Origin of the sequence: Exiguobacterium sp. PFWT01, assembly GCF_018255795.1 — a bacterium.
In the GTDB taxonomy this organism is placed as follows: Bacteria; Bacillota; Bacilli; order Exiguobacteriales; family Exiguobacteriaceae; genus Exiguobacterium.
The window spans coordinates 2,225,533-2,239,852 of sequence record NZ_CP073755.1 but is presented as its reverse complement, the minus strand read 5'-3'; the positions used below and the strand labels follow the sequence as shown (position 1 = coordinate 2,239,852).

Sequence of the window (14,320 nt, the reverse complement as noted above, 5' to 3'; positions counted from 1 at the left end):
CGATATCATGTGTTGTTTCTAAAATGGGTATAAGTCAGTATATCCAGATGAATACCCTTTCTTCTAACTTATCAAAAATCCTCTACGTTTCTTGAACGTGATATGTTAGAAACATGGAATGGAGGGGAGTCGTTGTGAAAATTGCAAAGTTCACGACCCAGAAGAAGAACCAAGACCGACTGAACGTCTTCATCGAACGGGAAGGGAAAGAGGAGTTTGCGTTCGCTATCGATGTCGATGTGTTCATCAAGTATGGGCTCACAAAAGGGATGGAGCTCGAAGACGATTTTGTGCAAGACGTCCTTGAGGCGGAAGAAACTCAGAAAGCCTATAAGTTGGCCATCAATTATTTATCGTATCGAATGCGTGCCATCTCAGAGGTACGGGACTATCTCGTGAAGAAAGAGTTAAGTGAATCCGCTATCAAACATGCCATCACACGACTGATCGAGCAGCGCTATTTGAACGATGAGGAGTTCGCGAAAGCGTATGTCCAGACGAAATTCAACACAAGTCCAAGTGGGCCGATCAAAATCAAACGTGAGCTCGAACAGCTCCGAATCCCACCGGACGTTGTCGAGTCAGTGCTTTCGACAATCTCACACGAAGATCTCGTCGAGAAGGCTGGAAAGTTCGTGAAAAGGAAACAATTGGAAACGAATCGTCGTTCTGCCACAGAAGTGCAACAAAGAATTCAACAAACCCTGATGCAAAGGGGGTTTACCTTTGATATTATTTCAGAGGCGATTCAAACTTTTTGGGAAGAGGAGGACGAAGATGTCGAGGTTGCGGCATGTCTGAAACAGGCTGAGAAGTTGAGTCGGAAGTTCAGCGGGTACGATGCGTTCGAGCGCAAACAGCGTATGAAGATGCAGCTTCGACGCAAAGGATTTCCGTATGATGTGATTGAACGTACGTTAGATCGACTCGCTGAAGAAGAATCGTGATGGGACATCTGTTTACGGTAGGGGAAAACACGAAAAGGTGGGTCTACATTGACGATTTTAGAATGGATTACAGCACTGACACCGATTGTGGCCGTGCTCATCTTATTGGTCATTATGCGTTTACCTGCATCGGTAGCCATGCCCTTGTCACTCGTGACGACGGCAATTTTAGCGTTTTTCGTCTGGCAATTGGATGCGACACGAATTATGGCGGCGACATTACAAGGACTCGTCATCGCCGTCACGACAGTATGGATTGTCTACGGGGCGATCGGAATGATGAATACGATGAAAGAAGGGGGCGGGATGAACGCGATTCGCTCCGGATTCGTCAACATCACACCTGACCCGCGTATTCAAGTTTTGATTGTCGGATGGTTATTCGTTTCATTTATTGAAGGCGCATCTGGATTCGGGACGCCTGCAACGGTTGCGGCACCGCTCTTGATTGCACTCGGATTTCCACCGATTGCCGCCGTTGTCATTGCGTTATCCGCAGACGTTTCGGCCGTCACATTTGGTGCGGTCGGGACACCGGCACTCATCGGAATCGGGAACGGTCTATCTTTAGATGTGAACCAGCCTGAGTCGATTGCCTTTTTGACAGAGATCGTCATACAAACGGTGTTGATCGACATGGTAGTCGGTCTATTCATCCCGTTCATTTTAATTTTGATGTTGACGCGTTTCTTCAGTAAAGAAAAGTCGATAGAACCCGCGCTCGAGGTATTTCCGATCGCGATTGTGGCGGCGCTTTTGTACAGCGTACCGGCGTACATTTGGACACTCATCCTCGGTTTTGAGTTCGGTGGCATGCTCGGTAGTTTAACCGGTCTCGTCATCCTCGTTGCCATGTCTCGTAAAGGCATTCTCATGCCGAAACGCGTCTGGACGTTTGATGGATATGTGGATGAACTAGAACCATCTACTGTGAAAGTGACGCTCAAATCAACCACGCGTGAATTACCACAGTGGAAGGCGTGGGCACCTTATCTCATTTTGACGATTTTCTTAGTGCTCACCCGTACCGTACCATTTTTAAACGAACTCTCTCGCAGTGTCCGAATCAATCTCCCGGACATCCTCGGGGTAGACGGGGTTTCGACGTCTTGGGAACCATTTTATTCACCAGGTTTTATGTTTATCCTGACAATTATTGCGACATTCTTCTTACACAACATGAGTTGGTCGCAAGTGACATCGGTGTTTAAGGCGACGACACTCGGAGTCGTCGGGACGGCCATCACGTTAGCGGCGTCGGTTCCGATGGTCCGCATATTCATCCATTCTGAGAATGGGGGTGCCGGACTCGCTTCGATGCCGGTCGAACTCGCGACGGCGGCTGCCGATACGTTTGGCGGAATATGGCCACTTGTCGCACCGTGGATCGGGGCCCTTGGTGCCTTCGTTTCAGGGTCGGCGACGTTTTCCAATATGATGTTCTCGAGTTTGACGACAAACGTTGCGGACTCGGTCGGACTTGATAACACGCTCGCTTTATCGATGCAGATGGCGGGAGCGAACGCAGGGAACATGATCTGTGTGCTGAACGTCGTAGCGGTCGCTTCCGTTGCGGGACTGCTTGGTAAAGAAGGGACCATCATCCGTTACACGCTCATGCCGATGATTTATTACGTGACGGCGACGGGGGTCATTGGTCTCATTTTAGGCATGTTTTTCTTAAACTAAATCAAGTTACAATTTTTTTACAGAATAATGTTGACAATTTTCAGAACAGTCTGCTAAGGTTTGAGTAGATTTTAAAACTATGAAACGAGAGGAGCCAGAACGATGAACAACATTGCACTCACAAACACATTCAAAACATCATATGGCTACTCATATTTAACTGCGTGACATTGGCAGCTGGATAGGGGTAGTGTCCTTTCCCTGACCATGCAAAAGACTGAAGACTACTTCAAGCGCGCTTCATTTGATTGGTTGCACAATCAGGTGGAGTGCGCTTTTTTGCGTGTTCGGATGGATTGGGCGGAAGGGGGAAATCAGTCATGAAACTGATTAAGCAATTGGATTGGTTTATTAAAAGACAGAAACGAACGTACGTGATTGCGATCATCTTACTGATCATCACAGGGGTTGTAGATATGCTGCCACCTTGGATTATCGGTCAGGCAATCGATGCGATTCGTGAAGGAAGTTTGACGACAGAGCGTTTGATTCTGATTGTATCGTCGCTACTCGGCATCATGGTGTTATCGTACGTGATGTCATACTTGTGGATTGCCCGACTCTTCGGGACAGCCTTTTTACTTGAAAAGAAATTGAGAGGTCGCTTCTTTGGTCACCTCCTCAAACAAACACCGCGCTTCTATCAACAACATCGTACGGGTGACTTGATGGCACTTGCGACGAATGACTTAAAAGCGGTGGAGCGGACAGCGGGATTTGGGGTCATGACATTAGTCGACTCGTTCAACATGACGCTCATCGCCTTGACGATTATGGGCGTGTTCATCGATTGGAAGTTGACGCTCGCAGCACTTTTGCCGATGCCGATTCTCGCCTGGTCGATGAATAAACTTGGGAGTCAGATTCATACACGGTTCACGGCAGCCCAAGATTCGTTCGGCGTGATGAACGACCAAGTCGTTGAATCCATCTCCGGTCTTCGGGTCGTCCGTTCTTTCGTTCAAGAAGAGGCGGATACGAAAAAGTTCGATGACATCACGGATGACGTGATGGCGAAAAACATGCATGTCGCTAAAATCGACGTCTTGTTTGAGCCGGTCATCAAATTACTCGTCGGACTCAGCTATTTGATCGGACTCTCGTTCGGGACGTATCTCGTCTTTACGAACGACATCACGCTCGGTCAACTCGTTTCTTTCAACATTTATTTAGGGATGTTGATTTGGCCGATGTATGCCTTCGGGGAACTCATCAACGTCGTCCAACGAGGAACGGCGAGCTTGGAACGGATTGAGACGACGATGAATGAGGTACCGGACGTTTCGTCAACTGGAACGGTTCACATCGATGTACCGGAGAAGATCACCTTCAAATCGCTCTCATTCCGTTATCCAAACGCGAATCGGGAGTCGTTAGAAGACATCGTCCTGCACGTCTCGCGTGGTGAGACGATTGGAATTGTCGGACCGACTGGAGCTGGGAAGACGACGTTGTTACGTCAATTGCTCCGGGAGTATCCGATTGACGATTCACTTCTCGTGAACGGGGTGCCGATCTCGGACATTAAACTTGAAACGGTCCGTGGCTGGAGTGGGTATGTGTCACAAGAGCATCTCTTATTCTCAAAAACGGTGCGTGATAACATTCGTTTCGGAGTGGATGATGTTTCGGATGAAGCACTCGACAGAGCCATTCATCTCGCGGCGTTCGATACGGACATCGAACACTTGGAGAACGGTCTCGATACCGTCGTTGGGGAGCAAGGGGTCATGCTGTCAGGTGGACAAAAACAACGATTATCGATTGCACGCGCCTTACTGAAAAATCCTGAGATTCTGCTTCTTGACGATTCGCTCTCAGCAGTCGATGCGAAAACGGAATCTCGCATTATCGATTCGGTCCGTACGAGCCGTGAGGCGAAGACGACCTTCATCGTGGCGCACCGTCTTTCTGCGGTGGCACATGCCGACCAAATTCTCGTCCTTCAAGACGGACGAGTCACCGAGCGCGGCACCCATGACCAACTGATGGAACGACACGGTTGGTACTATGAACAATTTATTCGACAAGGAGAGTCGGAGTAATCCGGGAAAGGGGGAATCTCTCATGATCGATCAATATGAATTAGATCCGGTCCGCCGGAAGAAGACGATCCGCTCACTCGTTGGCTATGCCAAACAAGTGAAACGCTCCATCTTCCTCGGACTGACATTACTTTTTTTAGCGGTCGGCGCAGAACTTGCCGGACCGTATATCGCCAAAATCATTATCGATGAGCATATCGTCGCCATCGAGCGTGACTGGGTTCAAGTCGAATCCGGCGGTAGTGTTTCCTTTAATGGAGAATCGTATGAGAAAGAAACGAGACTAGACGGTCAAGATGTGATTCAGCCGGTCTCGATTGTCCAAACGACCGATGGGTACTATCTCGTACCTGAGGCGATTATGAGCGGAGGCGTCCGTGAAGTCGATGGCGACGTGCTGACGATTTCAAGAGGAGACGAGACGGCGACATATGACAACATTTCCGCGCTCTCGTCGACCGACGTGTTCCAGTTCTATCAAACGGATTTACGAGCTGTCCTTCTCTTATCGGGACTTTACGTCGTCCTGTTACTATTTGCGGCCGGATTGAACTGGGGACAACAGATGCTCCTACAACGGTCGGCGCATAAAATCGTCAAAACGATGCGTCTTGACGTGATGAAGCATCTTCAAACGATTCCGGTACGCTATTTTGACCAGACACCAATCGGGAAGATTGTCAGTCGTGTCACGAATGATACCGAGACGATTCGCGACCTGTATTTAGGAGTGCTCGCTCGCGTCTTCCAAAGTGTCGTCATGATGATTGGGGTACTCATTGCGATGTTCTTCCTAGACGTGCGTCTAGGGCTCGTCTCGCTCATTATCATTCCCGTCGTCATCGTCTGGATCAAGTTGTTCCAACGTTTCTCGACAAAAAATAACTTCCGTGTCCGCGCACTCGTCGCGGATATGAACGCGCAGTTGAATGAGAGCATTCAAACAATGCCAATCATTCAATCATACGTCCGCGAAAATCTCGTTTATGACGAGTTCAATGAGAAGAACAGCGACAACTTCCAAACGAGACGGAAACTGTTGAAATTGGATGCGTTGATGAGCCACAACCTCGTCAACTTCTTCCGAAACATGGCGCTCGCCTTGCTCATCTGGTTTGTCGGGGCACAAACGCTTGGTACGGGAAGTGTCTTAACACTCGGGATTCTGTACGCGTATATCGACTATGTTTCGCGGATCTTTGAGCCGGTGACACAGATCATGAACCAATTGTCACCACTCCAACAAGCGCTCGTCTCGGCCGACCGGATGTTCCAACTGCTCGACGAGAAAGGGGAACCGGTCTCATCAGAACGTCTTCCACGCTTTAAAGGGGATGTCGTCTTTGATGACGTGACCTTCAGTTATGAAGCAGGGAAACCGGTGTTGCAACAGATTGAACTACACGCCGCTCCTGGTGAGACGGTCGCACTCGTTGGGCATACGGGAAGCGGGAAGAGTTCAATCATGAACTTGCTCATGCGTTTCTACGACCCATCCACCGGAGTCCTTCGAATCGATGGCATGGACGTGACTAAATTGCCGACGCAGGCGGTACGAGACCATCTCGGGATCGTCTTACAAGACCCGTTCCTATTCACTGGAACGATTCGAACGAACGTCACGCTTGGAGATGAGACGATTACGGACGAACAGGTATGGAAAGCACTCACAGCCGTCGGGGCAGACCGTTTCGTGAAGCAGCTACCGCAAGGCATCGATGAGCCGGTGATCGAGCGTGGAGCTTCACTCTCGAGTGGAGAACGACAGCTGATTAGTTTCGCACGCGCCCTCGTCTTTGACCCGGCCATCCTCGTCCTCGATGAAGCGACAGCAAGCGTCGACTCGGAGACGGAGGCACTGATTCAGGACGCGCTCAAGACGCTCACGTACGGTCGAACGACATTTGTGATCGCGCACCGACTCTCGACGATTCGGGAAGCGGACCAGATTCTCGTTCTCGACCACGGTCGAATCATTGAGCGAGGCAATCACCAGTCACTCATCGAGTATGGCGGTGTCTATGCCCGAATGCATGAATTACAGAGTAAACAACAAGCCATCAGTTAAGGAGGTCACATGGAAATCAAGGGGAAATATAACTGCGCCAAAGTGTTCAACGAACGAATCGATGATATGACGCGGAATCAAATTGAAACATTGCTCGACCAACCGTTCACACAAGGGGCATCGATTCGGATCATGCCGGACATGCATGCGGGGAAAGGATCGGTCGTTGGGACGACGATGACGATTCAAGACAAAGTCGTGCCAAACCTGGTCGGTGTCGATTTAGGGTGTGGGATGCTTTGTACAGAAATCAAAGCCAAGCGAATCGATTTTCAACGACTCGACGACATCATTCGTGAACAGGTTCCGAGTGGAATGAACATTCGTGAGAAGGTTCATCCATACGCATCTGAACTTCCATTAGAAGAGGTGCGAGCGCCGTATAAACTCGACCGAGCCTTTCGCTCGGTCGGGTCGCTCGGCTCGGGGAACCACTTTATTGAAGTGAACCGAGATGACTCGGGACGTACGTTTCTCGTCATTCATTCCGGTTCGCGCCATCTTGGGGTGCAGATTGCCGATCACTATCAGGAGCGAGCGATTCAACACATGATGGAAACACATGATGTAAAAGAAGAAATTGAGCGTTTGAAAGCCTTAGGTCGACAACAAGACATCTCGGCTTATCTGGAAACAGAGCGGGCGTCACGGAAACCATTTCGAGACCTGGCTTATGTGGAGGGAGCGGATATGGACGATTACATGCATGACGTGCGCATCGCTCAACAATACGCGGCGGCGAACCGTCGTGCGATGACGGATGTGATCGTCGAAGCGATGAATTGGAACATCGTCGATCAATTCGATACCGTCCATAACTATATCGACCATGATGCGATGATCCTGCGAAAAGGGGCCATCTCCGCTCAAGAAGGAGAGCGAGTCATCATTCCGATGAACATGCGAGACGGTTCGCTCATCTGTACGGGGAAAGGGAATCCAGACTGGAACTTCTCGGGTCCACACGGCGCAGGTCGGATCATGTCTCGGTCTGCCGCGCGGAAACGCGTCGATTTCAAAGAATTCAAACGTTCGATGGAAGGTGTCTGGTCGACATCAGTTCGCCCATCGACAATCGATGAATCACCATTTGTGTATAAGTCGATGAAAGAAATTGTTCGTTATATCGAACCGGCCGTTCATATCGATCAAATCATCAAGCCACTTTACAACTTCAAGGCGAACTGAGTCATGTACTCAGTCTCGTCTTTTTCTTTTTACGTAAAATCTGATACGCTTACATCGAGGTGAACGATATGGAAAAGCGGTTAAGTGACTTATCGAAATATGAGTTAGAGCAAGAGATTCAAGCATTACATGAACGGAAACGAAAAGCTGAACAGATGGGCATGGTCAGCGAAATCGAAGTCGTCCTTCGACGGATTGCGATTGCCGAAAGCTATTTGATTGACCCATCATCGTTTCGTCCAGGTGAAACATATGTCGTCAATTACAATGACCGTCCGTTTCGCTTGAAATTCGTCAACGGTGTCATGGGATGGGGGACGTTTGAAGGCGAGATGACAGAACGGGCCATCCCGCTCTCAGAATTGTCGGAGGTGAAGCGATGAACCGGAACGAACAATATGAACGGCTTGCAATCATTCTAAAAGAGAAAAATGACGTCTTGAACGATTCGGAGGCGGTGACGTGGGTCGAAGTGTTATGGGAAGATTTTGAGACCTCACTTGCCAAGGCGGGCGAACCGTATCCGGGAGAAGCGAAGGCGTTCCAATACGTCATTCAACAAATCGATGCATACGGGGCACAGCTCCATTTGTTCCAAACGAAGAACGAAAAGTTTAAGCATTTGATGTCTAAACGAAATTTACATTGAGTCACGTCATTGGGGCGTGATTTTTTTATTGCAATTCTTCAACAATTCGTTATAATGAAGGTCGCTAATAGTTTGTTTTAAAGTATAGTATAGATAAACTTTCTTTAGTTGAACTCATGTTTCACTAAACAAAAAGGAGGCGTTCAGTCGTTGGAAGTAGGTCAAAACATTAAGCGGCTCCGGATCAAAAAAGGATTGACCCAAGAGGAGTTGGCGGAACGTACAGATTTGAGTAAAGGATACATTTCTCAAATCGAGCGGGATTTAAGCTCTCCCTCACTAGAAACGTTATTCGATTTATTGAATGTCCTCGGGAGTTCCCCGAAAGAGTTTTTCGATGAAGAGTTGAATCAAAAAGTGGTGTATACCGTTGACGATCGCACCATCTATACGGATGAAGAACGCAAATATCGGACAGAATGGCTCATCCCGGAATCGAATGAAAAAGAGATGGAGCCCATCCTGGTCACGTTTTTCAAACATGGAGAGTTCAAACAATATGAGCCTTCGCGTTCGGAGACGCTCGTATACGTCTTGTCCGGCAAAATCGCCTTGAAATTAGGGAACCACACATATTTTGCCAAGACAGGGGAAACCCTTTATTATGTCGCCTCGGATTCGCATCAACTCGTCAACGACAACGACGGGGAGAGTGAATGTCTCATCGTCGCGACCCATTCATATTTATAAGTCAACAGAGGAGGAAACAGCATGAATGCAGAGACAATTATTCGCTTTGACCACGTGTCAAAGCGTTACGACGACACAGTCGTCCTTGAAGATATCAGTTTTGAGATTGAGCGAGGGAAGTTTTATACGCTTCTCGGTCCATCGGGATGTGGGAAGACGACGATTTTGCGTCTCATCGCCGGATTTACCGATGCGACCGAAGGAGATATTCACTTCAGCGGGAAACGAATCAACGATGTGCCCGCCAATAAACGACAAGTGAACACCGTGTTCCAAGATTATGCGCTGTTTCCTCATTTAAACGTATTTGAGAATGTCGCATTCGGCCTCCGCATTAAAAAATTGAAAGAAGCAGATGTGAAAGCGAAAGTGGAGCAGGCTTTAAAGTTCGTTAACTTAGAAGGATACGGCTCGCGCGAAATCGATGAGATGTCAGGTGGACAACGCCAACGTGTCGCCATCGCCCGCGCAATCGTAAATGAGCCGGAGGTCATTCTCCTCGATGAACCACTCTCTGCCTTAGACTTGAAACTTCGTACGGAGATGCAATATGAACTTCGTGAGTTACAGCAACGTCTTGGCATCACCTTCATCTTCGTCACACATGACCAAGAAGAGGCGCTCGCCATGTCGGATGAGATTTTCGTCATGAACAACGGGAAAATTGTTCAGAGTGGGACACCGACTGATATTTATGATGAACCGATCAACCGTTTCGTTGCAGACTTTATCGGTGAATCGAATATCGTGCCGGGTGTCATGCCGGAAGACAATATCGTCACGTTTGCTGGTAAAACGTTTGACTGTGTCGACCAAGGATTTGACCGCAATGAAAAAGTTGAGGTCATCATTCGTCCGGAAGACTTAGAGATGACATCGGTCGATGCAGCGAAACTCGTCGTCGACGTCGATTCTCAATTGTTCCGAGGTGTCCACTACGAGATTTGCTGTTATGACCAAGAAGGAAACGAATGGCTCGTCCACTCGACGAAGAAATCAATCGTCGGTTCAAAAATCGGATTGACGTTTGACGAAGAAGCGATTCACGTCATGCGACTAGGTGAAACAGAAGAAGAATTTGACCGTCGTCTCGAATCCTACGAGGAGGTCCCTCATGAATCAAACTAATCAGACCGCAAAGACGGTATATTTAACGACCTATTGGATTTGGATCGCCTTGTTCGTCATCGCACCACTCGTCCTCGTCGTCTATTATTCCTTTTTTGATATCGATGGGAATTTGAGTTTAGAAAACTATCAGACGTTCTTCACGTCGACGTATTTGTCGATGACGCTCTCGTCGTTCTGGTATGCGTTTCTCATTACGTTCTTCTCGTTACTCGTCGGGTATCCGACGGCATACTTGTTGACGAAGACGAAGCATAAACAGCTTTGGCTCTTACTCATCTTGCTGCCGTCATGGATTAACTTGTTGTTAAAGGCGTATGCGTTCCTTGGAATTTTTGGGACGTACGGGATTACGAATCAATTTTTAGAAGCCATCGGTATTGGGACGAAACAGATTCTATTCACCGATTTCAGTTTCGTCTTTGTTTCGGTATACATCTTCATCCCGTTCATGATTTTGCCGATTTACAACGCCATTGAGAAGTTACCGCCATCACTCGTCTACGCATCCCGTGATTTAGGTGCATCGAACTGGACGACATTCCGACGTGTCATCTTCCCGTTGACGCTTGACGGCGTCAAGTCAGGGATTCAAATCGTCTTTATTCCGGCATTATCGCTCTTCATGATCACCCGACTCATCGCCGGGAACCGAGTCATCACACTCGGTACAGCGATTGAACAACAATTCCTTGTCACACAAAACTGGGGGATGGGCTCGACGATTGCCGTCTTCCTCATCTTGGCGATGGTTCTTGTCATGGTCGTCACACGTGACTGGGGTGCGAAAGGAGCGGTTCGTCGATGAAACGTAAACGATTCAAATTATCAAACTTATACTTGGCGGCCGTCTTCTTCATCTTATATGCGCCAATCCTATATTTGGTCTTCTACTCGTTCAACAGTGGCGGAACGATGAGTAACTTCGAAGGGTTCACCCTCGAATGGTACAAGTCGCTCTTCACGGACACGAGACTTCTCGTCATCGTCTTGAATACGATCGTCATCGCGCTGCTCTCGGCAACGATTTCGACCGTGCTCGGTGTCATCGGGGCACTCGCCATCTATACGGCGAAACAAAAGTATACGAAGACGTCGCTCTTATCATTGAACAACGTCTTGATCGTAAGCCCGGACGTCATCATTGGGGCGTCCTTCTTGATCCTCTTCACGATGCTAGGGATTCAGTTAGGCTTTTATTCGGTCCTCTTGTCGCACATCGCCTTCTCGGTTCCGATTGTCGTCATCCTGGTGTTGCCAAAACTCCAAGAGATGAGTCCGACGTTGATTGATGCGTCACGTGACCTAGGAGCCAGCACGTGGGACGTATTGACGAAAGTCATTCTGCCATATATCACGCCAGGGGTATTTGCCGGTTTCTTCACGGCACTTACCTATTCGTTAGATGACTTTGCTGTCACATTCTTCGTGACAGGAAACGGCTTTACGACGCTCGCCGTAGAAGTCTATTCGCGGGCACGTCAAGGTATCTCGCTTGAAATCAATGCGTTGTCTGCGATTCTGTTCCTCTTCACGCTCATTCTTGTCATCGGATATTATGTGTTGGCGCAACGAGGATCAAAGGAGGTTAGACGATGAAAAAACTAGTCATCATGTTGGCTGTGCCATTGATTGTCAGCTTTGGTCTCCTTCTTTGGATTCAGCAACTGAATGCTGCGCAAGGATTCGGCGGCGACAACACACTTGTCGTCTACAACTGGGGAGATTATATCGATGAGGACTTGATCGGTGAGTTCGAAGAGCAGAGCGGGTTGAAGGTCGTTTATCAAACGTTCGACTCGAACGAAGCGATGCTCACGAAAATTGAGCAAGGCGGTACGGCCTTTGATGTCGCCGTTCCATCCGATTATGCGATCAGTAAGATGAGAGAGGAGAACCTCCTTCTTCCGATCGATTACGATAAGCTCGAAAATTTTGATAACATCGATCCGCGTTTCCTCGATAAATCGTTCGACCCGGGTAACAAGTACTCGGTCCCTTATTTCTGGGGTACGGTCGGGATCGTCTACAATCCTGAGCTGGTCGATGGTGAAATAACATCATGGAACGACCTGTGGGATATGCCGCTCGAGAACGACATTCTCCTTGCGGACGGGACACGTGAAGTGATGGGCTTCGGCCTGAACTCGCTTGGTTACTCTCTCAACACGACGAATAAAGATGAGTTGATTGAAGCGGAGCAAAAGTTGGAAACGCTTTGGCCGAACATCAAAGCCATCGTCGGAGACGAAATCAAAATGCTGATGGCGAACCGTGAGGCAGCGGCAGCCGTCGTCTGGTCCGGGGATGCGTCGGAAATCATGTATGAGAACGAAGAACTGACGTATGTCATTCCGGAAGAAGGCACGAATCTCTGGTTTGATAACCTCGTCATCCCAAGTACGGCACAAAACGTGGACGGGGCACATCAGTTCATCGACTTTATGTTAGATGCTGAGATTGCGGCACGTAACACGGATTATGTCGGATACTCGACACCGAACGAAGCGGCTCTCGAATTCTTGGATGAAGAAGTCACATCGGATGAACGGTTCTACCCGTCTCGTGAAGTGACGCAGGACCTTGAAGTGTATGAAAACCTAGGGAAGCGCATGAACGCTTACTATAACGAATTGTATTTACGCTTTAAAATGCAGAGTAAATGACGAAACATCCCCGCGCTCATCATGAGTACGGGGATGTTTGTTTACTGCTTGATTGTCGATTTGATGTCTTCGATATGTTTCAAGGTGACAGTCGTGTCGACTTGTGTGAAGGAGTGTAAGATTTCGTATAGTCGGACTTGCTCATCAAGATCAAATACAAAGTCCTGGTAGGTGATCAGCTCTTTGATCCACTGTTGGCGATTGAGCACAGGGACCTCGGCAGATTCGATTTGTTTGAGCGTCGAACGATTGCTGAACACAATCCATGAGTGGAGATGGGTTCGGTCCACTCCAAGCACTTGCTCGATGGCTTTGAGATGCAATTCATTTTGTTTGATCGGATTGAAGAAACGATGCTTTTTACGGCGGGGGAGTGTCTGCGTCCAGTATTGGTCACGTGCCCGACCGAATATCCAACCGCTATAGTTTTTAGATTCGATGACATGTACCCCGGATTGGTTGATTAAAATGACATCGATTTCAGTGGTTCGATCTTTTTTAGAAGGATGGGGGAGATACAGGTTTGTCAGAATCAACGGTTGGAAGAACTTTGACTCAATCTCCGCCACACATAGGTACTCTCCGAATAGACCAGTGTCTTGAACCACTTTGAAGTAAGAATGTCGAGTTTGTTGAGAATATTGACTGTTTTGATAACGTTTGACCTTATAGATGATGATGAGTGTGAGGATGAGAAATATGGGTGCGAATATGCTAATCAAGGTGACTAAAATACCTTCGAACATTTCTGTTAGTAGTGAAGCCATCAAATCCCTCCCTTTGTATCCACTATACAAGAAGCGAGATGATTCATATGTATATTTTTTACAATCGAGGATAATCGTTTTTTACATCATAAAGGACCCATCCAAATGGGTCCTTTTGCTTAGGTTTCATGCTTCAGCGCCTCACGCTCTTCTTCTGTAAAGACTCGAGAACGTCCTAAAAATCGTTTCCCTTCGACACCTTCGAGTGAAAACATACCACCCCGACCATCGACCACATCAATGATCAGTTGTGTATGTTTCCAATAATCATACTGTTTCTCATGGATATAGAAGGGCGTCTCGCCGATTTCACCGAGAAGAACGTCGTGGTCGCCCACCATGAACTCGTCACGTGGGAAACACATGGGAGAACTCCCGTCACAACATCCTCCTGACTGATGAAAGAGGAGGGGACCGTGTTTCGATTTCAGACGTTCGATGAGTTCGAGCGCGGCGGGGGTGGCCTCGACTCGTCTCACCATC

At 48.2% G+C, this 14,320-nt stretch carries 14 protein-coding genes; 12 read left to right on the top strand and 2 right to left on the bottom strand.

Annotated elements, in window-relative coordinates; translation table 11 throughout:
- Positions 1-134: 134 nt before the first annotated feature.
- From recX to KD909_RS11495, 12 genes are all read left to right on the top strand, one after another.
- On the top strand, positions 135-947 hold the full coding sequence (recX, locus tag KD909_RS11550) for a recombination regulator RecX (protein ID WP_211781636.1): 813 nt from the start codon (positions 135-137) through the stop codon (positions 945-947).
- A 48-nt stretch (positions 948-995) separates the two neighbouring features.
- The gene (locus KD909_RS11545; protein WP_211781635.1) at positions 996-2,636 is read left to right on the top strand and encodes an L-lactate permease; all 1,641 of its coding nucleotides are present in this window, start codon (positions 996-998) and stop codon (positions 2,634-2,636) included.
- A gap of 320 nt (positions 2,637-2,956) precedes the next feature.
- A complete protein-coding gene (locus tag KD909_RS11540; RefSeq protein ID WP_031421113.1) occupies positions 2,957-4,681 on the top strand; it encodes an ABC transporter ATP-binding protein in 1,725 nt (574 codons plus the stop codon).
- Between the two features lie 22 nt (positions 4,682-4,703).
- Positions 4,704-6,749, top strand: a complete 2,046-nt coding sequence (locus KD909_RS11535; RefSeq protein ID WP_211781634.1) for an ABC transporter ATP-binding protein — start codon at positions 4,704-4,706, stop codon at positions 6,747-6,749.
- A 9-nt stretch (positions 6,750-6,758) separates the two neighbouring features.
- On the top strand, positions 6,759-7,937 hold the full coding sequence (locus KD909_RS11530) for an RtcB family protein (protein ID WP_211781633.1): 1,179 nt from the start codon (positions 6,759-6,761) through the stop codon (positions 7,935-7,937).
- 68 nt (positions 7,938-8,005) lie between these two features.
- Positions 8,006-8,320: a YfhH family protein gene (locus KD909_RS11525; protein ID WP_015880882.1), complete on the top strand. Its 315-nt coding sequence runs from the start codon at positions 8,006-8,008 to the stop codon at positions 8,318-8,320.
- Entirely contained in the window at positions 8,317-8,586 is a 270-nt protein-coding gene (locus KD909_RS11520) for a YfhJ family protein (RefSeq protein ID WP_211781632.1), read from the top strand. Before KD909_RS11525 ends, KD909_RS11520 begins: the two co-directional genes overlap by 4 nt.
- Before the next feature lie 150 nt (positions 8,587-8,736).
- Complete coding sequence (locus KD909_RS11515; protein ID WP_015880884.1) at positions 8,737-9,276, top strand: helix-turn-helix domain-containing protein; 540 nt, start codon at positions 8,737-8,739, stop codon at positions 9,274-9,276.
- 21 nt (positions 9,277-9,297) lie between these two features.
- Positions 9,298-10,404 (top strand): ABC transporter ATP-binding protein, encoded by a 1,107-nt coding sequence (locus KD909_RS11510; protein ID WP_015880885.1) that lies wholly within the window; start codon positions 9,298-9,300, stop codon positions 10,402-10,404.
- Positions 10,391-11,212, top strand: coding sequence for an ABC transporter permease (locus KD909_RS11505; protein WP_015880886.1), 822 nt, complete (start codon positions 10,391-10,393; stop codon positions 11,210-11,212). Before KD909_RS11510 ends, KD909_RS11505 begins: the two co-directional genes overlap by 14 nt.
- Entirely contained in the window at positions 11,209-12,003 is a 795-nt protein-coding gene (locus tag KD909_RS11500; protein WP_047795862.1) for an ABC transporter permease, read from the top strand. The genes KD909_RS11505 and KD909_RS11500 overlap by 4 nt, the downstream gene beginning before the upstream one ends.
- Positions 12,000-13,070: an ABC transporter substrate-binding protein gene (locus KD909_RS11495; protein ID WP_211781631.1), complete on the top strand. Its 1,071-nt coding sequence runs from the start codon at positions 12,000-12,002 to the stop codon at positions 13,068-13,070. The genes KD909_RS11500 and KD909_RS11495 overlap by 4 nt, the downstream gene beginning before the upstream one ends.
- Before the next feature lie 41 nt (positions 13,071-13,111).
- Here KD909_RS11495 and KD909_RS11490 read toward each other — a convergent pair whose 3' ends face one another.
- Both KD909_RS11490 and KD909_RS11485 read right to left on the bottom strand, forming a co-directional pair.
- The gene (locus tag KD909_RS11490) at positions 13,112-13,837 is read right to left on the bottom strand and encodes a nuclease-related domain-containing protein (RefSeq protein WP_211781630.1); all 726 of its coding nucleotides are present in this window, start codon (positions 13,835-13,837) and stop codon (positions 13,112-13,114) included.
- Between the two features lie 119 nt (positions 13,838-13,956).
- Positions 13,957-14,319: a DUF779 domain-containing protein gene (locus KD909_RS11485; protein WP_015880890.1), complete on the bottom strand. Its 363-nt coding sequence runs from the start codon at positions 14,317-14,319 to the stop codon at positions 13,957-13,959.
- Position 14,320: the final 1 nt, after the last annotated feature.

Bases quoted from the DNA above. Each gene is read 5' to 3' on its own strand.
- KD909_RS11535 (WP_211781634.1), top strand. From the start codon at position 4,704: ATGATCGATCAATATGAATTAGATCCGGTCCGCCGGAAGAAGACGATC.
- KD909_RS11500 (WP_047795862.1), top strand. From the start codon at position 11,209: ATGAAACGTAAACGATTCAAATTATCAAACTTATACTTGGCGGCCGTC.
- KD909_RS11495 (WP_211781631.1), top strand. From the start codon at position 12,000: ATGAAAAAACTAGTCATCATGTTGGCTGTGCCATTGATTGTCAGCTTT.
- KD909_RS11505 (WP_015880886.1), top strand. From the start codon at position 10,391: ATGAATCAAACTAATCAGACCGCAAAGACGGTATATTTAACGACCTAT.
- KD909_RS11525 (WP_015880882.1), top strand. From the start codon at position 8,006: ATGGAAAAGCGGTTAAGTGACTTATCGAAATATGAGTTAGAGCAAGAG.
- KD909_RS11520 (WP_211781632.1), top strand. From the start codon at position 8,317: ATGAACCGGAACGAACAATATGAACGGCTTGCAATCATTCTAAAAGAG.
- KD909_RS11530 (WP_211781633.1), top strand. From the start codon at position 6,759: ATGGAAATCAAGGGGAAATATAACTGCGCCAAAGTGTTCAACGAACGA.
- KD909_RS11490 (WP_211781630.1), bottom strand. From the start codon at position 13,837: ATGGCTTCACTACTAACAGAAATGTTCGAAGGTATTTTAGTCACCTTG.
- KD909_RS11540 (WP_031421113.1), top strand. From the start codon at position 2,957: ATGAAACTGATTAAGCAATTGGATTGGTTTATTAAAAGACAGAAACGA.
- KD909_RS11510 (WP_015880885.1), top strand. From the start codon at position 9,298: ATGAATGCAGAGACAATTATTCGCTTTGACCACGTGTCAAAGCGTTAC.
- KD909_RS11485 (WP_015880890.1), bottom strand. From the start codon at position 14,319: ATGGTGAGACGAGTCGAGGCCACCCCCGCCGCGCTCGAACTCATCGAA.